28 protein-coding genes are annotated in these 24,278 nt (G+C 47.7%); 19 read left to right on the top strand and 9 right to left on the bottom strand.

What is annotated here, in order from left to right; all coding sequences use genetic code 11:
* The first annotated feature begins 48 nt into the window (after positions 1 to 48).
* The 19 genes from fliD to fliR all read left to right on the top strand — a co-directional run bounded on the left by fliD (position 49) and on the right by fliR (position 15,250).
* Positions 49 to 1,443 (top strand): flagellar filament capping protein FliD, encoded by a 1,395-nt coding sequence (gene fliD / locus AC2UZJ_RS08175; RefSeq protein WP_486949654.1) that lies wholly within the window; start codon positions 49 to 51, stop codon positions 1,441 to 1,443.
* Positions 1,444 to 1,446: 3 nt separating this feature from the next.
* A complete protein-coding gene (gene fliS / locus AC2UZJ_RS08170) occupies positions 1,447 to 1,860 on the top strand; it encodes a flagellar export chaperone FliS (RefSeq protein WP_486949653.1) in 414 nt (137 codons plus the stop codon).
* A gap of 2 nt (positions 1,861 to 1,862) precedes the next feature.
* A complete protein-coding gene (locus AC2UZJ_RS08165) occupies positions 1,863 to 2,189 on the top strand; it encodes a flagellar protein FliT (protein ID WP_486949652.1) in 327 nt (108 codons plus the stop codon).
* Positions 2,186 to 3,265 carry a flagellar hook-length control protein FliK gene (gene fliK / locus AC2UZJ_RS08160; RefSeq protein ID WP_486949651.1) on the top strand — a complete coding sequence of 360 codons (1,080 nt, stop codon included), beginning with the start codon at positions 2,186 to 2,188 and terminating at the stop codon, positions 3,263 to 3,265. Before AC2UZJ_RS08165 ends, fliK begins: the two co-directional genes overlap by 4 nt.
* Entirely contained in the window at positions 3,255 to 3,563 is a 309-nt protein-coding gene (locus tag AC2UZJ_RS08155) for an EscU/YscU/HrcU family type III secretion system export apparatus switch protein (RefSeq protein ID WP_486949784.1), read from the top strand. Before fliK ends, AC2UZJ_RS08155 begins: the two co-directional genes overlap by 11 nt.
* A gap of 2 nt (positions 3,564 to 3,565) precedes the next feature.
* Positions 3,566 to 3,913: a flagellar hook-basal body complex protein FliE gene (gene fliE / locus AC2UZJ_RS08150; protein ID WP_486949650.1), complete on the top strand. Its 348-nt coding sequence runs from the start codon at positions 3,566 to 3,568 to the stop codon at positions 3,911 to 3,913.
* A 136-nt stretch (positions 3,914 to 4,049) separates the two neighbouring features.
* Positions 4,050 to 5,777 (top strand): flagellar basal-body MS-ring/collar protein FliF, encoded by a 1,728-nt coding sequence (gene fliF / locus AC2UZJ_RS08145; RefSeq protein ID WP_486949649.1) that lies wholly within the window; start codon positions 4,050 to 4,052, stop codon positions 5,775 to 5,777.
* Complete coding sequence (gene fliG / locus AC2UZJ_RS08140; RefSeq protein WP_486949648.1) at positions 5,770 to 6,768, top strand: flagellar motor switch protein FliG; 999 nt, start codon at positions 5,770 to 5,772, stop codon at positions 6,766 to 6,768. The genes fliF and fliG overlap by 8 nt, the downstream gene beginning before the upstream one ends.
* Positions 6,761 to 7,528: a flagellar assembly protein FliH gene (gene fliH, locus AC2UZJ_RS08135; protein WP_486949647.1), complete on the top strand. Its 768-nt coding sequence runs from the start codon at positions 6,761 to 6,763 to the stop codon at positions 7,526 to 7,528. The genes fliG and fliH overlap by 8 nt, the downstream gene beginning before the upstream one ends.
* Positions 7,529 to 7,546: 18 nt before the next feature.
* On the top strand, positions 7,547 to 8,986 hold the full coding sequence (gene fliI / locus AC2UZJ_RS08130; RefSeq protein ID WP_486949646.1) for a flagellar protein export ATPase FliI: 1,440 nt from the start codon (positions 7,547 to 7,549) through the stop codon (positions 8,984 to 8,986).
* Positions 8,987 to 8,990: 4 nt separating this feature from the next.
* The gene (gene fliJ / locus AC2UZJ_RS08125) at positions 8,991 to 9,440 is read left to right on the top strand and encodes a flagellar export protein FliJ (protein ID WP_486949645.1); all 450 of its coding nucleotides are present in this window, start codon (positions 8,991 to 8,993) and stop codon (positions 9,438 to 9,440) included.
* A 12-nt stretch (positions 9,441 to 9,452) separates the two neighbouring features.
* Entirely contained in the window at positions 9,453 to 10,679 is a 1,227-nt protein-coding gene (locus AC2UZJ_RS08120) for a flagellar hook-length control protein FliK (RefSeq protein WP_486949644.1), read from the top strand.
* Between the two features lie 98 nt (positions 10,680 to 10,777).
* Entirely contained in the window at positions 10,778 to 11,422 is a 645-nt protein-coding gene (locus tag AC2UZJ_RS08115; protein WP_486949643.1) for a flagellar basal body-associated FliL family protein, read from the top strand.
* On the top strand, positions 11,423 to 12,445 hold the full coding sequence (fliM, locus tag AC2UZJ_RS08110; RefSeq protein WP_486949642.1) for a flagellar motor switch protein FliM: 1,023 nt from the start codon (positions 11,423 to 11,425) through the stop codon (positions 12,443 to 12,445).
* A complete protein-coding gene (fliN, locus tag AC2UZJ_RS08105) occupies positions 12,429 to 13,040 on the top strand; it encodes a flagellar motor switch protein FliN (protein WP_486949641.1) in 612 nt (203 codons plus the stop codon). The genes fliM and fliN overlap by 17 nt, the downstream gene beginning before the upstream one ends.
* Before the next feature lie 13 nt (positions 13,041 to 13,053).
* Positions 13,054 to 13,392 (top strand): flagellar biosynthetic protein FliO, encoded by a 339-nt coding sequence (fliO, locus tag AC2UZJ_RS08100; protein ID WP_486949640.1) that lies wholly within the window; start codon positions 13,054 to 13,056, stop codon positions 13,390 to 13,392.
* Positions 13,373 to 14,134 carry a flagellar type III secretion system pore protein FliP gene (gene fliP, locus AC2UZJ_RS08095; RefSeq protein ID WP_486949639.1) on the top strand — a complete coding sequence of 254 codons (762 nt, stop codon included), beginning with the start codon at positions 13,373 to 13,375 and terminating at the stop codon, positions 14,132 to 14,134. Before fliO ends, fliP begins: the two co-directional genes overlap by 20 nt.
* 43 nt (positions 14,135 to 14,177) lie before the next feature.
* On the top strand, positions 14,178 to 14,447 hold the full coding sequence (gene fliQ / locus AC2UZJ_RS08090) for a flagellar biosynthesis protein FliQ (protein WP_486949638.1): 270 nt from the start codon (positions 14,178 to 14,180) through the stop codon (positions 14,445 to 14,447).
* Between the two features lie 14 nt (positions 14,448 to 14,461).
* On the top strand, positions 14,462 to 15,250 hold the full coding sequence (gene fliR, locus AC2UZJ_RS08085; RefSeq protein WP_486949637.1) for a flagellar biosynthetic protein FliR: 789 nt from the start codon (positions 14,462 to 14,464) through the stop codon (positions 15,248 to 15,250).
* Here the strand turns inward: fliR and AC2UZJ_RS08080 are convergent.
* From AC2UZJ_RS08080 to flgF, 9 genes are all read right to left on the bottom strand, one after another.
* A complete protein-coding gene (locus tag AC2UZJ_RS08080; RefSeq protein WP_486949636.1) occupies positions 15,247 to 15,618 on the bottom strand; it encodes a hypothetical protein in 372 nt (123 codons plus the stop codon). The genes fliR and AC2UZJ_RS08080 overlap by 4 nt on opposite strands.
* Complete coding sequence (locus tag AC2UZJ_RS08075; RefSeq protein ID WP_486949635.1) at positions 15,619 to 17,136, bottom strand: methyl-accepting chemotaxis protein; 1,518 nt, start codon at positions 17,134 to 17,136, stop codon at positions 15,619 to 15,621.
* 75 nt (positions 17,137 to 17,211) lie between these two features.
* Entirely contained in the window at positions 17,212 to 18,120 is a 909-nt protein-coding gene (gene flgL / locus AC2UZJ_RS08070; RefSeq protein ID WP_486949634.1) for a flagellar hook-associated protein FlgL, read from the bottom strand.
* Between the two features lie 20 nt (positions 18,121 to 18,140).
* Entirely contained in the window at positions 18,141 to 19,799 is a 1,659-nt protein-coding gene (gene flgK, locus AC2UZJ_RS08065; protein WP_486949633.1) for a flagellar hook-associated protein FlgK, read from the bottom strand.
* A gap of 73 nt (positions 19,800 to 19,872) precedes the next feature.
* Positions 19,873 to 20,838, bottom strand: coding sequence for a flagellar assembly peptidoglycan hydrolase FlgJ (gene flgJ, locus AC2UZJ_RS08060; protein WP_486949632.1), 966 nt, complete (start codon positions 20,836 to 20,838; stop codon positions 19,873 to 19,875).
* A 10-nt stretch (positions 20,839 to 20,848) separates the two neighbouring features.
* Positions 20,849 to 21,982, bottom strand: a complete 1,134-nt coding sequence (locus AC2UZJ_RS08055) for a flagellar basal body P-ring protein FlgI (RefSeq protein ID WP_486949783.1) — start codon at positions 21,980 to 21,982, stop codon at positions 20,849 to 20,851.
* A gap of 31 nt (positions 21,983 to 22,013) precedes the next feature.
* The gene (locus AC2UZJ_RS08050; RefSeq protein WP_486949631.1) at positions 22,014 to 22,700 is read right to left on the bottom strand and encodes a flagellar basal body L-ring protein FlgH; all 687 of its coding nucleotides are present in this window, start codon (positions 22,698 to 22,700) and stop codon (positions 22,014 to 22,016) included.
* Between the two features lie 19 nt (positions 22,701 to 22,719).
* Positions 22,720 to 23,505 carry a flagellar basal-body rod protein FlgG gene (flgG, locus tag AC2UZJ_RS08045; RefSeq protein WP_486949630.1) on the bottom strand — a complete coding sequence of 262 codons (786 nt, stop codon included), beginning with the start codon at positions 23,503 to 23,505 and terminating at the stop codon, positions 22,720 to 22,722.
* A 15-nt stretch (positions 23,506 to 23,520) separates the two neighbouring features.
* Positions 23,521 to 24,267 carry a flagellar basal-body rod protein FlgF gene (gene flgF, locus AC2UZJ_RS08040; RefSeq protein WP_486949629.1) on the bottom strand — a complete coding sequence of 249 codons (747 nt, stop codon included), beginning with the start codon at positions 24,265 to 24,267 and terminating at the stop codon, positions 23,521 to 23,523.
* Between the last annotated feature and the right edge of the window lie 11 nt (positions 24,268 to 24,278).

Genomic DNA, 24,278 nt, shown 5'->3' with positions numbered 1-24,278 from the left:
ACGCATTACAATTTAATTACAGAATACAAAGAAGCTAAGGAGCTCTATATGGCTATTTCATCCATCGGCGTAGGTTCAGGCCTACCGTTAGACCAATTACTCACAGATCTGCGCAAAGCTGAAAGCCAGCCCTTAAATTTAATTAAACAGCGCCAGCAACTCTCTGAGGCTCGTTTATCGGGCTACGGGATTATTAAAAGCTCGGTCACTGATTTACAAAAAGCAGCTCAAGCGCTAGGCGATACCGAAAAGTTCGGCGCGCTTAAGGCCAGCTCTTCCAATAAAGATATCATTGGCATTAAAGCGGATAACAGTGCTATTGCTGGTAATTACAATGTAAAAATCGATAACCTAGCCACTCAACAGTCTTTAGTAGCAAATGGTAGAGAGAGCCGTACCGAAAACATAGGTGGTGGTGGCGGTACCATTAGCTTTACCATTAACGGTAATGCACAAGAGGTTGAGTTAGGTGATGATGCCTCTTTAGAGGGCATTATGAAAGCCGTCAATGCCAACTCAGATTTGGGTGTGCAGGCCACTATGGTCAATGATGGCTCCGGCACGCCTTATCGCCTCATGTTTACCGCTAAAGACACCGGTACTGAAGCGGCTGTTACTAATATTAGCGTTACAGGTAATGATGATTTAAATGGTGTTTTAGCCTATGACGCCGCTAATAACACCGCTAACTACAATGATAGCGTGGCGGCCCAAGATGCGAACGTCAAAGTGAATGGTATCGCTATTACTAGCCAAAGCAACACAATTGAAGGCGCGATCGAAGGCGTAACCATAGACCTCAAAGCCATGCCCACCGAAGCGAATACCGAGTTTAAACTCAGTGTGAGCCGCGATGACTCTGTAGCTACCAACGCCGTTAAAGACTTCGTTAAAGAGTACAATGCTCTTTTAGACACCATCAAAAAGCAAACCTCTTTTGATGTGGAAGCAGGTCAAAGCAGTGTATTAACAGGTGACTCTTTAGTACGACGCGTAGAATCACAAATGCGAGTTGCTCTTGGTAATGCTGAAGGTTCTGGTGCCATTCGTACCCTTACAGATTTGGGTATTACCACTGACTACAAAACCGGTAAATTAGAAATTGATGAAGATAAGCTAGATGCCGCCGTTAAAAACAACTTAAATGATGTAACTAACTTTTTAACAGGTGACAACGGCTTAGCTAACAAGGTAGATAGCACGGCAAATCAGTTCATTAAATCGGGCGGCTTAATTAGTAACAGCGAAGACAGCATCAACAGCAATATTCGCATGCTAAAGACTCAGTATGAAAGCACGTCTGACCGCATTGATCAAAAAATGGAAAACTACCGTAAACAGTTTACTCAGCTAGACGTAATGGTAAACCAGATGAACGGTATGAGCACTTACCTTACCCAACAGCTAGACATGTTGGCCAACATGAACGCACCCAAGAAGTAAATTATGACTACATACGGACGCAGGCCCGGCGTAGGACGCCACTCCATTGACTCCTACGCCACCATAGGCTTACAAACTGAAGTGTTTAGCGCGACCCCTGAGGAGCTCATCACCATGCTCATCGATGGTGCTAGGTCTTCAGTTATTAAGGCAAAAATGCATTTGGAAAATGGTGATATCGCTGAGCGCGGTAAGGCCATATCCAAAGCTATTGATATAGTAGATACTGGGCTTAAAAGCGTGGTAGATCAAGAAAAAGGCGGTGAAGTGGCTACGCAACTTATTGCCAATTACGACCTCATCATCTATCACCTCATGCAAGCCAATTTGCACTCCGATGCCAAAGGCTTAAACATTGCCCAAGAGATGCTGCAATCTTTAGGTGATACGTGGAAAGAAGCAACCAATCAAAAGTAATTATGACGCCACTACAGCACTACGAACTCCTCTTAGACCTTACTAGCCGCATGCTAGCAGAGGCGCATCATGCCCAATGGGAGCAAGTAGTCGCGATAAGTGCGGATTACGTAGCTGCCGTGGAAAAACTCAAAAGCCTGCCTGCGCCAGCAACGGCGGATGCCGATACGGAAGCGCAGCAAAAGCTGCTCAGCCGCATTATTGAAAACGATAAACAAATCCAAGAATTAGTGGCACCTGAACTACAGCGCTTAGGGGGCTTATTGGGTGATACGCAGCGCCACAAAAATGTGGTGCAAGCCTATTGCGGCCCTAGTATGAATCAATGAGCCTGGGCCCTTCTTCCCTCGGTAATTTACTTGCCCAACGCCTAGACACCGTTCTAGGCATTAGTCAATCTGGGCAGGCGCGCACCGGTGCGCACCCGGATGCCTTACGGCAAACGCAGCCCACAAATCGCTTAATTCCTACAGAAAATCAAAACCAGCGCGGTCAGCAGGCCGATAGAGCGCTGGGTGATAAAGCGGCTCAAGCCGGGGAACGCGACAAAGGCGCTGAGATTGGGCGCCAAGATCCGCGGGTGGCTAGCCAGCTGCAGCGTTTTATTACCGATAGCCGTTTTACCCAATCCGCCCCCACTACCCTTGGGCGCACCGCACGTACCATTTTAGCCTTACTGTCTACGCAGCAAGGCAATCAACCCGTACAAGGTAAAGCGCCTTTATTGCAGCCACGCCAATTAGCGCAGGCTGCCAGCGGGCCTACGGCCTTAGCCAGTGTGTTTATGCAAGCGCTAAGCCAAAATGTGCAGCAAAGTGGTATGTTTTATGAATCACACTTAGCACAGTTAGTTAAAGGGCAAACTACGCTTTCGCAATTACAACAACAGCCACAGGCACAAGCCCATTTACAGGCGGCATCCGATGCAGACGGTAAAACCAGCGGTGCCAAACAGGCCCAACAAAGTCTACAAGCCGCGCAAACGGCGGCCAGTTTGCAACAATCCGGTATTGATCCTTCTACTCAACAGATTGTGCGTCAGCAGTTAGAAGTGCTGGCGAATCAGTTGTTTGCGTGGCGCGGTGAGGCCTGGCCTGGGGCCCCTATGGAATTAGAGGTCCAGCGCCGCCAAGAAGAACAAGGCGATACTGACCAAGAACTCAATCCAGAAGATGAAAATCACACCCCGTGGCAAACGCGGTTACGTGTAAAGCTGCCAAACTTGGGGGAAGTAGAGGCCCGGTTATATATGAATGAAAACGCTTTACGTTTACATTTGCGCGCCCCCAAATCCGCTGAGCACCTAAATATAAATTTACAGCCTTTAGTGCAGCGCTTACAAGCGCAAGGCATAGATATAGAACAATTACAAGTGGCTCCAAGTGAGATTCATGATGAGCCATAATAAAAATCGCCCACCAAATAGTGCGATTGCTCTGCGCTATGACCCAACGGCCGATAACGCCCCACGCGTAGTCGCCAAGGGTTACGGCCATGTGGCCGATGCTATTATTGCCACAGCCAAAGAGCACGATTTGTATGTGCATGAATCTAAAGAATTAGTGGGTTTGTTGATGCAGGTTGATTTAGACCAACATATACCGCCTGAATTGTATCTGGTGATTGCAGAATTACTCGCTTGGTTATATGCTTTAGAGTCTGACGATTCCGATACGGAGCGTTTATTCCCTACGAGTTTGTAACCATGTCTATCTCTACTTCTTCCATGGATGCCCTTTTAGCGCAGATGCGCAACGTGGCACAAAATGCCGCTGCTGGCGCCAACGCCACCCCTCTTTCCTCAAGCTCTGAAGCCAACGCGGCTAGCGGCAGTAACTTTGCTGCTGAGCTAGAGCGCAGCTTGAATCGTTTAGCCTCTACACAAAATGCTGCCAATAATCAAGCCAACGCCTTTAGCGCAGGAAGCTCAACAGCCTCTTTAAATGATGTTATGATTGACCTCCAAAAAGCGAGTCTGGCATTTCAAACCACCGTGCAGGCACGTAATCGCTTTGTGCAGGCGTATCAATCCATTGCCAGCATGCCCGTCTAATTAAGGCATGCTGTAGCCTTTTTGCTTGCTGCGCTTCGTTTTTGTATAATTCCTACCGTTTTCCGCATGTATCTTTCGACTATTCCTCGGGCATGCCGTTTAGGTATTTCTATTTATCTTTTACGAGTTTTTTTAAATGAGCCAGGCTGCCCAACTGTTTGAACGATTCCCTGGCCTAAACTTCATGCGCACCCTCCCCCGCACCGCTCAAATTGGGGCGGCTGCAGCGATTGTGGCTGTTATCGTCGTGGTGGCCATGTGGTCGCGCACGCCAGACTATGAAGTGCTTTTCTCTAATCTTGATGATAAAGACGGTGGCACTATTGTTAATGCCCTAGGCCAAATGAATATCCCCTATCAGTTTTCTGAAAGTGGCACGGCTATTCTGGTACCTAAAGGCGATGTATACGAAGCTCGCATGCAACTTGCTAGCCAAGGTTTGCCGCGGGGCGGCAATGTGGGCTTTGAGCTTTTAGATGAATCCCGTTTTGGTGCGAGCCAATTTACTGAACAAGTCACTTACCAGCGTGCGCTAGAGGGTGAGTTAGCGAATTCGGTGATGGCAGTGCATGCGGTAGAAAATGCCCGCGTGCACTTGGCCATACCGCGTGAAACTTTATTTGTACGCGACCGTCAAAAACCCACCGCCTCCGTACTGGTTACTTTATACCCCGGCCGCACCTTATCTGAAGGTCAGGTAGCCGCTATACGCTGGCTGGTTTCCTCCAGCGTGCCCTCTTTGCACGCGGATAATGTATCAATTGTTGACCAAGATGGCAGATTGTTAACGCCCCCTGATGGTGAAGGCGGGGTAATTGCCCAACGTGACTTCGCCGCCGATATAGAACACCGTGCTGTACAGCGTATTTTAACTATATTAAACCCGCTCCTAGGCCCTGGCAATGTGCGCGCGCAGGTCAGTGCCGAAGTGGATTTTGCCAGTCGCGAAGAAACTTCTGAAACCTATAGACCTAATCAAAAGCCCGGCGAAGCCTCTATACGTAGTGAGCAAAGTAGTGTTTCCATCCAAAATAGCGTCAGACCAGACGGCGGCATACCCGGTGCGCTCACCAATGAACCGCCTGCCGATCCGGTAGCGCCCATTGTGGATGAAAATGCGGTGGCTGTGACCCAAGAACAAGTGGCAAACGCCAATCAAGCACAAGCGGAAAATCAAAACGAACAAAATCAGGACCAAAACAATTTCGATAGCCGTCTAAGCACCCTTGAAGCCCAAGCCCGACTGGTTTCTCCTACCGGTAATGCCCGCACTGATAGCACCATTAATTACGAAGTGGATCGCACCATTAGTCATGTGAAAGGGCCAGCGGGTGAGCTTAAGCGCCTGTCCGTTGCTGTAGTTATTAATGACCGCTACATTGACAAAGAACTCACCCCTTTAGAGCCTCAAGAGCTAGAAAACATACGCTCACTCGTTATGGAAGCAGTGGGTTATTCAGCCACGCGTGGCGATACCCTAAGTGTAGTCAATAGCCGCTTTACCGCTCCAGAAGACTACTCCGTGCCCTTTTGGAAAAACAGCTCCTACATAGAGACTGCCATGTCGCTGTTAAAATATTTCTTAATTGCTGTGCTGTTCTTTGTATTTTGGCGCGTGGTGGTAAACCCCATTATTCAGGGGCTTATACAAGCTCGCTCTCAAGCCTTGATGGTGCGTGAAGAAGTCGAGGAAGACCTAGAGCGTGAACAAATTGCTAAAGAGCGCGCGGCTGAAATTAATCGATATGAGGATAACGTTAACACCGCCCGCAGTATGGCAGAAAAAGACCCTCGCGCCGTGGCCATGGTGTTGCGTTCTTGGATAAACAAAGAAGCGGATGAAGAGGAGGAAGAGAATGAGTAAGCAAAGTCTACGTGATAGCGCTATTTTAATGATGGCACTAGGCGAAGATGCCGCCTCGGAAGTGTTTAAATTCCTCAACCCCAAAGAGGTGCAAGAGTTAGGCGCCGCTATGGCTGACCTCAAACAACTCACCCGTAATGATATGGACCAAGTACTGGAAGACTTCCGCGAAGAAGCCGACCAATTCATGGCCGTTACCTTAGATTCCAATGATTACATACGTTCGGTGCTCACTAAAGCGCTGGGCTCAGACCGTGCCGCCGGTATTATTGAAGACATCTTAGACTCAGATGGGGGAGCTGGTAGCGGCATTGATGCTCTTAACTGGTTAGATGCTTCCAGTGTGGCTGAACTGATTGCGGATGAACACCCGCAGATTATTGCTACCATTTTAGTGCACTTAGAACGCGATAGAGCGGCCGATATTTTAGTAGAGCTAAACGAGCGGTTACGTGATGACGTGGTGCTGCGCATTGCCACTTTTGGCGGCGTACAGCCTAATGCGCTGCATGAGCTCACCGAAGTATTAAACGCCATGCTCACAGGTCAAAGCGCCAAACGCAGCAAAATGGGCGGCCCACGTACCGCTGCTGAGATGCTCAATTACATGAATACCGCCAACGAAGAAGCCATTGTTAGCAGTTTACGCAGTATGGATGCCGATCTCACCGAACGCATCGTAGAAGAAATGTTTGTCTTCGACAACTTACTGGATTTGGAAGACTCCGCCATACAGCTCATTCTTAAAGAAGTGGAAACCACTACCCTTACTGTGGCACTCAAAGGAGCGGCGGAAGAATTACGTGAGAAATTCTTCAAAAACATGTCAAACCGTGCGGCTGATATGCTGCGCGAAGACATAGAGGCCCAAGGGCCTATACGCATCTCGCGAGTTGAAGAAGAGCAAAAATCCGTGGTGGAAGTGGCCCGCCGCTTAGCCGAGTCGGATCAAATCACCTTAACAGGCCTAGGAAGTGATGAGTATGTCTGATCAAGACAACTCGCCATATGCCGACAAGCATTGGCAGCGTTGGCAGATGGAGCCCTTTGATTTTACTCCGGATGATCCCCACGCACCTAAACCCACGCCTGAAGAAGTCGACGCGGCAGCCCTATTGGCGGAAATTGCGGAGCTTAAAGAGTTGGCGCTACAGCAAGCCAAAGCCGAAGGCTATGCTGCCGGGCATCAACAAGGCGTAGAATCGGGCCGCAGCGAAGGGCTTAAAACAGGCTTTGAAGAAGGTCATGCCAAAGGCCATAAACAAGGCTATGACGAAGGCTACAAAACCGGCTATGAAGAGGGATCAGAAAAGTCCCAAGCCGAGGCCACTCGTTTAGCTGAACTCGCCACCAGCAGTGGTAGCGCGCTTAATCAGCTGCATGAAGACGTAGGCCAAGCTCTATTAGCCTTAGCGGTAGATATTGCTCAACATGTGTTACACACTGAGCTCAAACACTACCCTGAACAGCTACTGCCTTTAGTCAAAGAAACGCTCAAAGATGTAGAGCAAAGGGATCAAGCGGTGACTTTGTTGCTGCACCCCGAAGACCTTCCTTTAGTGGAGCAACACTTAGCCGAAGATTTAAAGCACAACGCCTGGCGTCTTAAAACCGATGAAAGCATTCGTGCAGGTGGTTTAGAAATAAAATCAGCACTGGGCCATATTGACGCCACCTTAGAAACACGCTGGCGCCGCACGCTATCCCGACTAGGGCCTTCCGTGGCGGCCGCGGCCAAAAACGCTCTCTAAATTTATCATCTACCTTTTATGAAGCCTTTTGCTCCTGCCTCCCCGACTGCTCAATGGCTAGCACAGCTGCAAACAGCCGGCCTGCGCATACAAAGCAGTGATGCCATTGCACGCAGTGGGCGTATTACCAAAGCCACCGGCTTAGTACTGGAAGCCACCGGCTTACGGCTGCCACTAGGGGCTTCTTGCCGTATTCAGTTATCTGAAGGCTTGGGCATATGGGCCGATGCCGAAGTGGTAGGTTTTGAAGGTGACACCTTATTTTTAATGCCCTACCATGAAACCATGGGCTTGCGCTCAGGGGCCTTGGTGCTGCCCGTAGAACCACTGACCGAAGAGCCTGTGACTCTTAATAAAAAGGCACAAGTGCAAGAGCCACAGCCTCCGGCCTTAGCACAACAACTGCCCATAGGTGATCACCTACTGGGCCGTGTGGTGGACGCTTCAGGGGCTGAGCTAGATGGTCTAGGTTCCCTAAGCATTGGCCCTAAAGCCAGTTTAAATGCCACCTTTATTAACCCCATGGAACGCATCCCTGTCACCCGTCACATGGACGTTGGAGTGCGGGCTATCAATGGGTTGCTTACCGTGGGACGCGGCCAACGTATGGGCTTATTTGCGGGCTCTGGGGTGGGTAAAAGTGTGCTTTTAGGCATGATGGCTCGCTACACTGAGGCCGATGTGATCGTGGTGGGCTTAATTGGTGAGCGTGGTCGTGAGGTTAAAGAGTTTATAGAAGACAACTTAGGGGAAATGGGTTTAAAACGCTCGGTAGTGGTGGCAGCTCCCGCGGATGTTTCTCCCCTACTCCGACTACAAGGTGCGGTATACGCCACCCGCATTGCTGAGCATTTCCGCGACCAAGGTAAACATGTGTTGCTCATTATGGATTCTCTCACGCGCTATGCCATGGCACAGCGTGAGATTGCTCTAGCTGTGGGAGAGCCCCCAGCCACTAAAGGTTATCCCCCTTCTGTATTTAATAAGCTGCCTGCCTTAGTAGAACGGGCCGGTAATGGCGCCATTACTGACGATGGCAGTGCTTCAGGATCGATTACGGCTTTTTATACCGTACTCACCGAAGGCGATGATCAACAAGATCCTATTGCGGACGCGTCGCGTGCCATATTAGATGGTCACGTGGTATTATCAAGGGCATTAGCTCAGTCTGGGCACTACCCCGCTATTGATGTAGAAGCTTCTATCTCTAGAGTGATGTCTGCGGTGGTAAGCCCTGAGCACGTCAAGCGAGTCCATAAATTTAAGCAAATTATGTCTATCTACCAGCGTAATCGTGATTTAATTGCGGTAGGAGCGTATCAGCGTGGCAATGATGCGGCTATTGATGAAGCCATAGAGCGGCATCCGTGGTTAGAATCGTATTTGCGCCAAGCGGTAGAAACACCGGTTAGTTTTGATCAGTCCGTCAATGAGTTAAACGCTATTTTAGGAGCCTAGCCCCATGCCTAATAACGCTTCCATAAAAATGCTCATTGAGTTAACAACTAACGATGTAGATCAAGAAGAACAACGCTTAGGCAAGCTAAACTCAGAGCAAGCTAAAGCCTCTGAACAGCTCACTATGCTCAAGCAATACCGTGAGGATTACACGGCACGCTTACTTGAAACCAGTAAAAATGGCGTTTCAGTGGCTAATTACCATAATTTTTACCGCTTCATTGGCACCCTAGATAAAGCCATCACTCAGCAAAGCGCCGTCATAGAGCAGTTCACACCCAAGATTGAAGCCCAGAAAAAACAATGGCTAGAGGCTAAGCAGCGTCTTAACGCATACCAAACCTTGCAGGATCGCCGTGATGCCGAACAAGCCCAGCGCCTAGCGCGCCAAGAGCAACGCGATAACGATGAGCTTTCTGCTGCCATGCATTATCGCTTACATCATATTAATTAATTAGGTTTATACATGAACGCACAGCTGCTAACCGTTTTATCTCATGCCGCACCCGCCAAGTCTGGCATAGGAGCCCTGCAAACTAAAGCCGCAGACGCGCATGGTGCAGGTGTGGGTGCGTCTTTTGCAGAGTTATTAGGTCAACAAGCAGATGCCTTAGACCCCGAATTGCTTGATATGCTGGCCGCACTAGGCCTAGATCCGCAAGCACAAAAAGAGCTCTTAGCCCAGTTAAAAGACTTGGGAGTGGATTCTGACCAATTGAATAAACTCTTACAGCAGTTTAAAAGCACGGATGATCCTAAAGAGTTACTCGCCCTGCTGCGCCAATCGCAGCCTGCTAATACCGATGCATTGCTAGCAACAAAACAAGACGTTAAAAACGCGGCTGACTTCATCAGTAGCACACTGTTTATTGCCAATGAATCCAAAGCCATACGCTCTGCTCAGGCGGCTTTGGCCAGCCTACACCAAGACGCCGCCCAGTCTTCACGCTTTAGCCTCGATAAAGACAAAAAACCGGATAATCGCTTTGATGTACGCTTTGATCTAAACAACTCTAGCGCTGCTGAAAAGAAAACCGCAAATACCTTCAACCTAAACAATTTTCAATCAGCATTGCATGCCGCTACTGAAGGGGCAAAAACAACTGTCTCTAACGCAAGCAGCCCCTTACTTTCAGAACTAAGTGGCTTATCTGCTCAAAGCCATACGGCCCAAAATAACGCAACTTTGGGTGCCAATTCATTTAATCCCACGTATAGTGCACAAATTACCACGCCCTTAAGCCAAACCGCCCAATGGGGCGCTGATTTCGGCCGTGTAATGGTGCAAATGAGTCAGCAAGCGGGACAAAATAACCAACCCGGTTTACAAACGGCTGAGATCCGCTTAGATCCCCCTGAGTTAGGGCCGTTGCGTATTATGCTCTCTATTAATGAAGGCGTAGCCAATGCGATGATTTTTGCGGCTCACGCCCAAACTAGGCAAACGATTGAGCTTTCTATTCCTCAGTTACAGCAGCAATTAGCGCAGTCGGGTTTGAGTTTAGGTGAAGCGAATGTGAGTGATCAACACTTTTTTGCTCAGTCGGAACAACAATCTGAGCAAAATAAAGGAGAAAACTCTGAAAGCTTCCGCTTGCATGGCCTAGACCAAGCTCCTGAGACCGACGCCTTACTCACAGCAAATACAAAGCAAAACACGGATCCCGATGCTATAATTGACACCTTTGCTTAATAAGCAAATACTTTGTTACATGACACGGATTTACTCTGATTGCTACCGTTATTTTTTAATCTAGTTACCCTTTTTGTGTAGGGCTGCAGTTTATTATTATGGCTACATCTACTAACGCTCGCCGCCGCAAGACGGCTCGTAATGCGACCCCTACTTCTGAGGAAACCCCTCCACGTCGCAAGCGTAAACCTTCTAAATTTAAGCGCTTAATACGCATGCTTTTGCTCATACTTATTGTGATAGCAGCCAGCGTAGGCGCTACCTTGTATTACACTTGGCCGGCTGGAGCAAATTTACTCGGCCTAGATACCCTCTTAAACATAGACACAGCCGAAGAAGAGACAAATGGAGAACTAGCCGCACAGCCTGCTGCGCCTGTGGCCCATGAGGTAGAAAAGCCTACACCTGAACCTGCCCCTGCTGAGCGGCCTATTTTTACAAATCTGGCTCCTTTTACCGTCACCATTAGTGAGGGCGGTGCTAGATCGCGAATTTTACACGTTGCCATTACCTTACAACTTTTGGATGAAAGCTCCGTTAGTCTTTTAAAAGAATATAACCCGGTGGTAAGAGATAGAATATTAAAGACGCTTTCTGAACAGCACCCGGCCCATGTACAAACCCCAGAGGGGCGCGAGCAGCTGGTGGATTCGCTTATTCATGTATTAAGTAGCCCTTATGGTGGCCCTTCCACCACCCCACGCATACAAAATGTGCTATTTACTGCTTTTGTGATTCAATAAATGTCGTATCAAAGTTTTCTCTCTCAAGACGAAGTCGATGCCCTCTTAGCAGGCGTTTCTGGCGATGAGTCTAGCGATAAAAGCAAAGAGACGGTAGATGCTGATGGTGTGCGCCCTTATGATTTGGCCTCGCCCGATCGCGTCATTCGTAACCGTATGCAAACGTTGGAGCTCATTAATGAGCGCTTTGCACGCCGTATGCGTAGTACTATGCTGAGCTTTATGCGCCGCAACGCAGACATCACCGTAGGCTCTATTAATATCCTCAAATACAGTGACTTTGAACGCAATTTACCCGTTCCGAGTAACTTAAATATGGTGCATCTGAAGCCGCTACGGGGTATTTCTCTCTTTACGTTTGACCCCAACCTTGTCTTTTTAATTATAGACAGTTTATTTGGCGGACATGGTCGATATAATACGCGGATTGAAGGTAGAGATTTCACCACCACTGAGCAACGCATCATTTTACGCTTACTCGAGCTTACGCTAGAGAGCTATTGCTCTTCTTGGGAGCCCGTATATAAGATTGAGGCTGAATATATACGCTCTGAAATGCATACGAAATTTGCCAGCATTAGTACTGGCAATGAGCTGGTAGTAGTGACCTCATTTAATATAGAATTTGGTGCACAAGGCGGCAATTTAAACATTTGTTTGCCCTACTCCATGATTGAGCCAGTACGTGATTTACTTATACGGCCCCTACAAGACACCAGTGGTGACGCCATCGATCAACGCTGGTCCCAGCAGCTTTCACGTCAAGTACGTAGTGCAGAAGTGGATTTAATTGCTGATTTTGTCAAGATTAATAGCTCAGTACGTGAGCTGCTTAATTTAAAAGTTAATGATGTACTTCCCGTAGAGATTCCTGAGAAAATCACAGCCCATGTTGATGGCGTTCCGATTTTAGAGGGCTCTTACGGCACCTTTAATCACAAGTACGCCCTGCGCGTCAATAAATTTCTCGCTAGTAAAGAACACGATTTCCACAAGGCTAAACCCCATGACAGATCCGAATAAAGCTAACGAACCACAAGACAGCGACGACTTCGAAGCCGATTGGGCTGCCGCCATGGCAGAGCAACAGGCCGGTGAAGCAGCTGAAAAAGCAGCTGAAACTGAAACCTCTGAATCTTCTGAAAGCCGTTCTGGCACCCAAGCCGAAGGTTTGAGTGATTTAGATGATGACTGGGCCGCCGCCCTAGCAGAGCAAACAGCAGGCAGCATAGATGATAGCGCTGATACCACAGCTTCCGAAACAGCAGAAGAACCAGCTGTTGCTCAGCCTCAGGCCACTGCAGACACCAGTCTTTTTAAACCTTTCGACGAAGGCAAAGACGGTAGCACGAGTGATATAGACATGATTATGGACATTCCCGTCCAACTGTCTGTAGAGCTAGGCCGCACACGACTAACACTAAAAAACATCTTGCAACTGGGTCAAGGTTCTGTGGTTGAACTGGATGGTTTAGCGGGTGAACCCATGGATATTTACGTTAATGGCTATCTGATTGCTCAAGGTGAGGTGGTGGTGGTAGAAGAAAAATACGGTATTCGTATTACTGATATCGTCACGCCTTCTGATCGTATCCAGCGCCTCAACAGCCGCCGTTAATTAATGACTAGCAATGCAACAGCTTGACCTGCTTCGGCTATCACTTAGTTTAGTTTTAGTTATTGTTTTAATCTTTGCTGCAGCGTGGTTAGCACGCCGCAGTGGTTTATTACGTAACCGCGGCCAAGCCACCATAGAAATCATCGCCTCCCAGTCTTTAGGTGGACGCAATAGTATTGTGGTGGTTGAGGTAGAAAAAAAACGCATGGTGCTTGGTATTACGCAGCATCAAATCAACCTGTTGCAAACCTTACCCGAAGATGCTGCTTTTGCATCCACACTACAACAAGCCTTGCTCCCTAAAACATCATCAACTGAGACTACTGAAGCGAGTGAAAACAACGCGTCTTAAGCCCTTCTTTTGGCTGCTTTTGCTGTTAGTACTCTGGCTGCCGCTAGGGGTACAAGCGCAGCAATTGGGTATGCCCTCTATTACTAGCAATCCCAATGCCGATGGGGGGCAAACGTGGTCTTTATCGGTAGAAACCTTGGTGTTGCTCACCATGATGTCGTTTCTACCCGCTATGCTAATGATGATGACGGGGTTTACGCGTATTATTATTGTGCTGGGTTTGCTACGTAATGCGATGGGAACGAACACCTCACCACCTAACCCGGTGCTCATTGGCATTGCCTTATTTCTTACTTTTTTTGCCATGTCACCGGTGTTTGATGAGGTCTATGAGCAAGCCTACGAACCGTTAGCAAAAAATGAAATTAACTTACAAGAGGCCTTAGGTGCGGGCGCAAAACCGCTAAAGACCTTTATGCTGCATCAAACCCGTGAAACCGATCTGATGCTATTTGCCGATATGGCAAACGTCACTGAGGTACAAACACCAGAAGATCTACCTTTACGTATACTAGTACCCGCTTTTGTTACCAGTGAACTAAAAACCGCCTTTCAAATTGGCTTTACCATCTTCATTCCCTTTTTAATCATTGATTTAGTCGTCGCCAGCACCATGATGGCGCTCGGGATGATGATGGTGCCACCGGTTACCATTTCCCTGCCCTTTAAACTGATGCTATTTGTATTAGCAGATGGCTGGCATTTATTACTTGGCTCTTTAGCGCGTAGTTTTTATCAATAACAACACTAGCAAATCAAATAATCATCATTACTAGGTATTTATTATGACTCCAGATACCGTTATGAGCATGACGCATGTGGCGCTGCGTATAGCCCTAAGCATGGCAGGTCCAACCTTACTGACTTCCTTAGTGATTGGATTAACCGTGAGTATCTTCCAAGCTGCCACCCAAGTCAATGAAATGACCCTCACTTTTATTCCTAAACTCTTAGGGGTAGCCATTGTATTGGTCATACTAGGCCCTTGGCTGCTCACCACTATGATTGATTATATGCAGAGCCTATTTATCGGCATTCCTGATTTGGTCATGTAGTTTTACAAATGTAAATGATCGAATTTACCGCTGATCAACTCTATGGCTGGATTAATGCCTTTATTTGGCCGCTATTTCGTGTTTTAGGTTTATTTGCCACCGCCCCCCTATTTAGCGAATCCAGCATCACACCGCAGATGAAGGTGGGCGCGGCGGTGGTTATTTCCTTAGCCATTGCGCCTACGCTGCCCCCTATGCCTTTTATACCTACAGGCTCTTGGGAGGCGCTTTGGCTGGCCTTACAACAAATACTTATAGGCATAGCATTAGGCTTTGTTATGCGTTTGGTGTTTGCTGTTGTGCTGGTGGCAGGAGAATTCATTGGCTTTCAAATGGGGCTATCTTTTGCTTCCTTCTTTGACCCGTCTTCAGGCTCTAATACCGCCGTTATCTCTCGTCTATTGAATATAGTGACTATGCTGATTTTTTTGGCTGTGAATGGCCATTTAGTGATGCTGCAAGCCTTTATTTATACCTTTGAAATGTTTCCTATTGCTCCCGCTACCCTGCATGCAGATGGCTGGGGCGTGATTATGGATGCCAGTAAAGATATTTTCTTATCGGGCTTGCTTTTAGCCTTACCCTTAATCATAGTTTTGCTCACCATGAACTTAGCCTTTGGTATTCTCAACCGCACTGCTCAACAAATTACGATTTTTGCGGTGGGTTTTCCTATTACTTTGAGCACGGGGCTGATTCTTTTAATTATTGTGGTGCCTCAAATGACGCCATTTTTAGTACAACTTATGGAAACCGGCTATGAAAATATGGCTCGTCTCATGCACGGCTTTGCGGGCAATTAATAGTTAATATCACGATCTGGTTTGGATTCAACGGGCAACGAAACATTATGGCGTTTAACAACGCGAATAAAGTAGTTTTGCGCATCAAAATCAAGCCATAGCTCTCTATCCATATAAATCGCATCAGGTAATAAACTATTCACATGCGCCCAACGAGCCATATACGTGCCATCTGTGCGGTAATAAGTATTAACCGGATCGGCTTCTAAAAGTTGTACCACTTCATGAAAAGTAGAAATGCCAGGCTGCAATTTATTCAAGCCAGCTGAGCTGAAATTATTGCCTGTGCTATAACAAGCACTTACTAACAATAAGAACCCAGCCAGCAACGCATACCGTAAACGGCCTAGTAAAAGGTTTATTTGCACTTAAAACTCCACCCAATCGTCTTCAGCAGAAGTGGTGGATTTTTTATTACTTAAGTCAGGGCGTAATAACGGCGCATCTTTACCCCCACTAGACGTCACATTCATACCAGGAATATCCGCAGCTTTTTTTCTAGATGCTGCGGTTGGGCTGTTGGCTGTTGAGGTTTTACTTACGGGGGTTGCGGTTTTTGTTTTATGCGCGGCCCGAGCGGTTGGGCTTGGCTGCGCACTGCCTAATGCTGCCCGCGGTTTAGTGGCTGTGTGGCTAGAAGCCACTTTTCTGGTTGGGACGGTGGCTGGTCTTAATGGTTGGGAAACAGGGCGTGCCGTACTATCAATCACATTTGCATCTGCCTGAAAGCCACTGAGGATGCGATTAAGTTGCTGCACTTGATGATTCATGTCAGCAGCGGCTTTGGCGCTTTCTGTTACCATCTCTGCATTTTGTAGGGTGGTAGAATCCAACTGATTTACCGCCATGTTGATTTGGTCAATGCCACTGGACTGCTCAATAGTCGCCGCACTGATCTCACCCATAATGTCTGTAACCCGCTTTACGGAATCCACAATTTCATGCATGGTGACACCTGCACGCTCTACTTGGCCTGAACCCTCTTTGACCTTTTCACCTGAATCTTCGATTAGATCGGTAATTTCACGTGCTGCTTGAGCACTGCGTTGCGCCAAGGCTCGCACCTCAGAAGCTACCACCGCAAAGCCCCGTCCTTGTTCACCGGCCCGCGCCGCTTCAACGGCGGCATTCAAAGCTAAGATGTTTGTTTGGAAGGCAATACTATCAATAACACCCACGATTTCAGCAATTTTAGTGGAGCTGTTTGAGATTTCTTGCATGGTATTTACCACCTCACCCACTACCTTACCACCACGCTGAGCCACGGTAGAAGCCGTAGTAGCTAGCTGATTAGCCTGATGGGCATTGTCTGCGTTTTGACGCACCGTACCGGATAACTGCTCCATACTAGCAGCCGTTTGCTGCAAAGCAGCGGCTTGTTCGTCAATGCGTGAACTTAGACTGTTATTACCGCTACTCATGTTTTCAGAGCCATCACTAATCTGACGTACACTTTGCTGTATTTGCCCAAATGTTTTAGCTAAGGTGTTTTGCATTTGGCGTAAAGACTCAAACACTTGGCCAATCTCATTGCTGCCTTGATCTTCTACATGCTGCGTTAAATCTCCACCCGCAATGGCATTAAAGTGATTCGACAAACTACGCAACGGCCCTAAGATTCCTTTAGTTATGATTGAATACGTTACCACCACTAAAGCAATGGCTAGAACTGTAGAAATAATAGCCAGAATAACTGTGTTGGAGTAATGCTGCTCAGTGAGTCTAGCCACTGAATTTAACGCGTCATTTTGACTCGCTAGCGCATGCAGCTCCGTCATCATACTACGCAAGCTAATAAGGCTTAATACCGCATTAGCTACAATAGATATCAAAAACAGCACTAACAGCACAGCAATTGCTGTTCTTAATTTCACGTTATTCAACATGTAAGACTCTCATATACACAAAAGAAAAGGAGCAGGTTTAAAAGGCCAATCAAATTAAAGGTAATTATCAATTAATTAGCGTGAATTCATGGCAAATAAGCTAGTAGCTTGAATTTTCTGAAAGGCAATGGAAGCCGCTTCTAAGCCGGCACGGCGTAATTCTAACTGCGAGGCCGCGCTATAAAAATCTAAGTCTTCTAATCGAGAAATTTCAGAGGTTAAATGCAATTTTTGCATTTGTCCTGAATCTTCTATGGCTTCGATTTCATTCATACGTGCCCCTACAGAAGCGCGTACCGTGAGAATTTGGTTATAGGTTGTGTCAACTGCTCGCATGCCATCATTAACCACTTCCTGATAATCGGTGGCGGGGTCATCACTGTTTAGAGCAGTGATGACATTCTGCATTACATTGAGAATATTATCATCACCGCCAAATAGCTTTTGACCATTATCGGCGCTATCAATTTGGCGGGTTTGATCAGCCTGGATATTTCGTGGCTGCTCATTGCCTTTATATGTATACTTCCCCCCTTCTACTACAAAGGGTGGTTCGTCGCCAACAGAGCCGCTAAACAAATATTGACCATTCCCATCTTGTGCGTTCATCAGTCCTTGAATGGACTCTTTCATTTCGGTTAAAACATTTGCAATGGTTTTACGATCTTCTGATGATAAGGTGCCGTTAGAAACTTCTATGAGGCGTGTTTTGACTTCATTAACCTGCGGAATTAATGACATCAATGCATTTTCTTCTTCACCCAAAGCACGCATGGCCACTTCACGGTTTTCAGAAAAACGCGCATTCATAGATTGAGATTGCCCAAGACGTAGGGCTTGGGCGGCAGCCAGTGGATCATCCGCTGCCGTAATCATACGCTTGCCACTACCCAACTGTTGAAATACATGGACTAAATCGCCCTGCTGTCTATTTAACGAGTTAAGCCCAGTTTGGAAATAAAAGGCGGTACTAATTCGCATCATAATTTTTAATTCCTTATTATTTAAGCGCGTAGGCCTAGTATGGTGTCAAAAATGGAAGAAGCCACATCAATCATTCGGGAGGCCGCACGGAACTGATCGGTATAACGCTCTAAGTTCAAATACTCTTCGTTTAGGTCTACACCAGATACGGATTGTTGAGCCGCATAGTTTTGTTGAATCAGGTTCACTTGTGCTTTAGCAGCAGTGCTGTTTTGCTGCGAATTAACGGCTACGCGGTTCACAATTTGTGAATAACCATCGTTAAAGTTCAAACTGCCATTACCCATAGTTTTGCTCGTTTGTAGCTGAGCTAGTTTCAAGGCGTTATCACCGTTAGCGGTACCCAGCGACACCCCATTCTCACCCCCTGCCGCCGCAATCTTAGCAGGATCTGTTATTTCTACACTAAAACTGCCTGCTGTATTGCGGGTGGGGGCTAGCCGCCATGTATCGCCTGCAACCGCAGCACCCACGGGCACAGAAACAGTAACGCCACCAATGCTATCACCTGGCGTAAAGTCATTAAAGCCACCATTTGGGAGAGTGCGAATTTCAAAACTATCAGGCGATTTAGCACGAATTTCATACTCACCTCCTGTTAAGTGGTTGGCATCATTTAAGGTAACTTGAAACTCCGCACTCCCTTGGTTTGAACTCGCGGCAATGGGGTTATCAAGCGCAAAGGAAAAGAAATCTTTGCCCTCATTGCCGGCTAAATCATAACCCTCTTTATGCACGGCATTAAATTCCGAAGCGATACTTGCAGCCAAACGCCCTAAGGAGTTTTGCGCTTGATCTAAGGTATCAGAACGGTATTGCAATAAACCGCCTAACTTACCACCCTTAAAGGAAAGATCGGATACTTCGTTATAAATGGGTTCACCATTATTGAAGCCCGTAGTCACATTAATGACGTTACGGGTGGGGTCATCGTTTGAGGGTCTTGAGGCTAAAGGATAGATGGTAGGGCCGCCTAATAGCACCTGTCCCGAACCTAGCGTAATACTAAAATTACCGTCTTGCTCTAAGACCTTTACATCAACCAACTGATTCAGCTCACTCACCAGCTGATCACGCTGATCAAGTAAATCATTAGGCGCGTGATTACCCGTGCCGGAAGCTCGTGCTTTAGTGATTTGTTGGTTCATGTCGTCAATACGTTCAATGTAGCTATTAACTTGAGACACCACTGTGTCTAACTGCGTATTAATATCGCTGCGCTGATTATCAATGAAGCGATTTGCCTCATTAATCTGCGTGGCCAAACTATCTGCACGGCCAATCATCTCTTGGCGCGCAGCCGGATCTGCCGGCGTAGACGCCACCGCATTCACACTATCAAAAAATTTTTGAATGGCAGGACTAATCCCTACGGTGCGGTCAGCAAATAAATCGTTTAATTGCTTAATTTCATTACCATACGTCACCAAAGCCTCGCCTTTACTTTGGGATTGCACCAATTGATTATGCAAAAAACTATCATAAGCCCGCTGCACGGTAACGGCCTGCACACCACGCCCAATATAGCCCGCACCGGTGGCTTTAGCACCGCGGGTTTCGGACAACACCGTTTGGCGATTGTAACCTTCTACGTCTGCGTTACTGATGTTATGCCCTGTGGTTGTTAGGTTGTTTTGCGCATTATTTAATGCCGATAATCCAAGGCCATATAAATTCATGATGTGTTCCGTTTATTTTCTAATCAATTGTGTCTGTACTTTAACGACACATTGCTGAGATTCTTTAGTTTTTTTAGGGCAAGGCACCGGGATCGAAATAAGCCATAATGGATATCAGCTTATCGGCGTAGTTAGGATCGGTGGCATAACCCGCCTCTTGTACGCGGCGTGCGGCTTCTTCTGCTGTGGAGGCTCGTAGCACCGACTCATAGCGTGGGCTAGTACTTATGAGACGGGCGTAATCAGTGAGAGAATCAGCATACGAGTCATAGGCCCTAAAGGGCTGCTTCATTTTCACCATTCTCCCATCCACAAACTCGGAGGTCATAATATGAGTGACCTTACCTTTCCAGCCACCAGTGGCTTTAATACCAAATAAGTTATGACTGGTTTGGCCATTATCTAAGAGGATTTCACGCTTACCCCAGCCCGATTCCAACGCCGCTTGGCTCATAATAAGCTTGGCCGGCACACCGGTTTCTTCTGATGCCACCTGCACCGCATCACGCATTTTATTTACAAACTCAGAAATATGCTGCGGCGCACCACGCACTGCGTTGGCCACTCTATCTATAACCCCTGAGCCGCTAAGTTTTTTAATTAATGCGGTTAAAGAAGACGCATCTATAATACGCGCCTCGGGCCCCACGCCAGAACGCAAATGCGCTACGCGTGTGCTGTCTACATTCATATTTTTTTGCGAAGGTAGCCCTTGCGACTGCTGCATTTGCGCCATGAGGGCATCCGCTAAACCAAAACCAGGTTTGGACAAATTCAATGCCATTTGCTCATCAGCAATACTTTGCGTCATACGCACGGCATCGCTATCAAATAAGCCATTACCGCTCGCCATTTCTCGTGCTTTTTTTAGTAACTGTTGAATAAATAAGGCTTCAAATTGCTGGGCTACTTCGCGTTGCGCCTCAGGATTATTCGCCTGATCACCCGTTACACCTTTACGTAAGGTAGCTAGCTGGGAGGAGTCAAAAATAGATACGGGCTGACTAACGCCAGGACGGGGATAAAAATGCGTAGGCATAAGTCACCTTTTAAATCACTTCTAAATCGGCACGTAATGCGCCTGCACTTTTTAGGTTTTGTAAAATAGACAGCAAATCCTGAGGGGTGGCACCTAAGGAGTTCAAAGCACGCACCACATCAGCTAAATTTGCACTAGTAGACACACGTTGTAAGCTACCCCCTTCACTGCGTAGCTCAATATCGGTGCGATCAGTAACCACGGTTTGGCCCCCGGCAAAGGGCGTATCGGGCTGGTTCACATCGGCATCTTTGCTAATAGTGACCGATAAATTACCGTAAGCAATAGCCGCTTCATCAATAGTCACTGTGCGATTCATCACCACAGAACCCGTACGCGCATTAATCACCACTCTAGCGCGTGCCGGTGGCACCTTAACTTGTAAGTTTTCCACTTGTGAAAGAAATGCAGCCTGTGCGGCTTGATCCATAGGTGTATTAACTCGAATTACTCGTCCGTCTTCTACTATGGCAGTGCCGGTGCCAAAACGTTGATTAATAGCAGCCGCCATATTTTGTGCCGTACCAAAGTCAGTACTATTTAGCTCTAAAGTCAGCGCGCCATCATAAATATAGGTGGTAGGCACACCTTGCTCTACAATGGCACCACGTGGAATAGTCCCCCCATTTAGCTGATTAACCTGCACACTGGAGCCTCCCGATTCCGCTCCAGCCCCACCCACTAAGAGGTTACCTTGGGCCATAGCGTACACCTGCCCATTCGCTCCTTTAAGAGGAGTCATCAATAACGTTCCGCCTCGTAAACTTTTAGCATTCCCCAACGAAGACACCACCACATCTAAACTCTGACCTGGACGCGCGAACGCCGGTAAACGCGCAGTCACCATCACCGCTGCCACGTTTTTTAACTGCATATTACTACCTTGGGGAATCGTAATGCCCAACTGTGACAGCATATTGGTCAAGCTTTGTTGGGTAAAAGGCGCTTGACGTACTTGATCACCACTACCGTCTAAACCCACTACCAAGCCGTAACCCAATAGTTGATTTTCACGCACGCCTTGGATGGAGGCTAAATCTTTGATGCGTTCAGCCTGTGCCAGCGGTGCGGCAAGTAGTAGCAAAGAAATAGCAGCAGCCTTAAAAAAAGCGCCAGCAGTACTAGCGATGCGGTTATTTTTCATCATTAACTATTTAATAATTTAATTATTTACACTAAAAAGGAGCCACATTAAGGAAAAAGCGCTGTAGCCACCCCATGGTTTGCACTTCATCCATCACTCCACGGCTACGGTACTCAATACGCGCATCGGCTACCTGCGTAGACGCTACAGTGCCTGAGCCAGTGATAGAACGTGGGTCTACCACACCCGAAAAGCGAATGTACTCACTGCCCCGGTTAATGGCGATTTGTTTTTCACCTGCTACCTGTAAATTACCGTTGGGCATCACCCCTATTACGGTGGTGGTTAACGTGCCGGAGAACATATTATCAGCGCGACTGCTACCGGTGCCCTGCGAAGAATTATTCCCTGTGGCACCAAAGTTTTGTCTAGAGCCAAACTCACCGGGCAAAATAGAGGGCGCTAAACCAATATCCATGCCCGCCTCACCACTACGATTGGTATCGGTAGAGACGTTTTTGGCGGCGTTGGTTTTCTCTTGAATCATAATGGTGACAATATCACCCACGTTACGTGGTCTGCGGTCTTCAAACAACGGATAATTACCATAAGCCGTAGGCTGATAAATGGCCCCATTGGCCACCGCCTGTGGTGGCATGGGTGCCGGCGGAGGGGCGGTTAAAGGGCCTACCACTACCGGCTCAGGAGGCACCATGGCGCATGCCCCCAAAAAACTCACCATAGCTAGCGCAATGATTCTATACAAACTAGACCACATAACTATTTATGCCTTTATCTTAGATCTGCGTTAGACGACCCAGCATCTGATCAGAGGTTTGTACGGCTTTGCTGTTCATCTCATAGGCACGTTGGGCAGTAATCATATTCACTAACTCTTCGGCCACATTCACATTAGAGGTTTCAGTGTATTCTTGGAGAATTAAGCCGGCCCCGTCCATGCTAGGCTGCAGTAAGTTTGCGGGGCCTGAAGAGTCGGTTTCCACATAAAGGTTTTCACCCATGCTTTGTAAGCCACTGGTGTTTACAAAAGTGGCTAATTGCAACTGCCCTACTTCAATACTTTCTCCCACTGCCCCAGGCTGTGTGACCGATACCGTACCGTCACGGGCCACTTCAATCTGTAGGGCGTTCTCAGGGATATTAATGGGGGGCTGTAAAGGGTAACCGCCGGCAGTTACTAGTTGGCCGTTTTGGTCTAACTGCAGCTGACCGTTGCGCGTGTAGGCCAAGGTGCCATCTGGCATTTCCACCTCAAAATACCCACGTCCTTGAATAGCCACATCTAAGGAGTTACCGGTGTTATTTAAGGCGCCTTGGCTATGAATACGCTCGGTGGCTGCTGTGCGCACACCGGTACCTAGCTGTAAGCCGGTGGGCAGCTGGTTTGCATCACCCACCTGAGCACCAGGCTGGCGGATGGTTTGATACATTAAATCTTCAAAAACAGGGCGGCTACGTTTGAAACCCGCGGTGTTCACGTTAGCCAAGTTATTGGAGATGACGTCTAAGTTTGTTTGCTGGGCTTCTAGGCCTGTTTTAGCAATCCAAAGCGAGCGAATCATATAAAACCTTTAGTATTAACTGTTAGTAGCCAGAATGCTGTTGGCCTTTTCTTCACGCGAACTGGCATCGGTGATGACTTTCATCTGCATTTCAAAATGACGCGAGTTATTGATCATGGCGACCATGGCTTCTGCGGCATTCACATTACTTTTTTCTACAAAACCTGGAGCAATATTAATGGTGGGATCAGGTAGCGCCACTGCACCCTCTGCTAAGCGATACCAACCGTCATCGCCACGCTGCAAGACATTTTCATCTGGGTTAACCAAACGCAACTGGCCCACGTTTTGAATATCACGCGGGTTATCACCGGCGCCAATGACTGATATCTGGCCATCGGTAGAAAAGGTGACCGCACCGCGATCGGGCAGCTCTATAGGCCCGCCTTCTACCGAGAGCACTGGATAACCTTGTTTGGTCACCAGCATATTATCTGCATTGATGCTGAAATCACCGGCGCGCGTATAGGCCTCGCCCCCCGGCGTTTCTACGGCAAACCAACCTCTACCATCAATCGCCACATCTAAAGGATTACCTGTCTCAGCAAGCGGTCCTTCTTTATGGCTAGTGCCCGGCGTGACTTCTACGGTAGATACCCGCGTAGGAAACAGCGCCCCGCCCTGCATGGGCACAGCGCGCTGTATCGCCAGCTGCTCTCTGAAGCCTGTGGTGTTGACGTTTGCCAAGTTGTTTGCCACGGCAGACTGCTGCTGGAGCAGCTGCTGAGCGCCGTTCATGGCGGTGTAAATAATGCGATCCATAGCGGCTTACC

This window comes from Paenalcaligenes sp. DL 309, from assembly GCF_057475285.1.
Note: the sequence above shows the minus strand (reverse complement) of the source record. Positions and strands in the feature narration are given on the sequence as shown.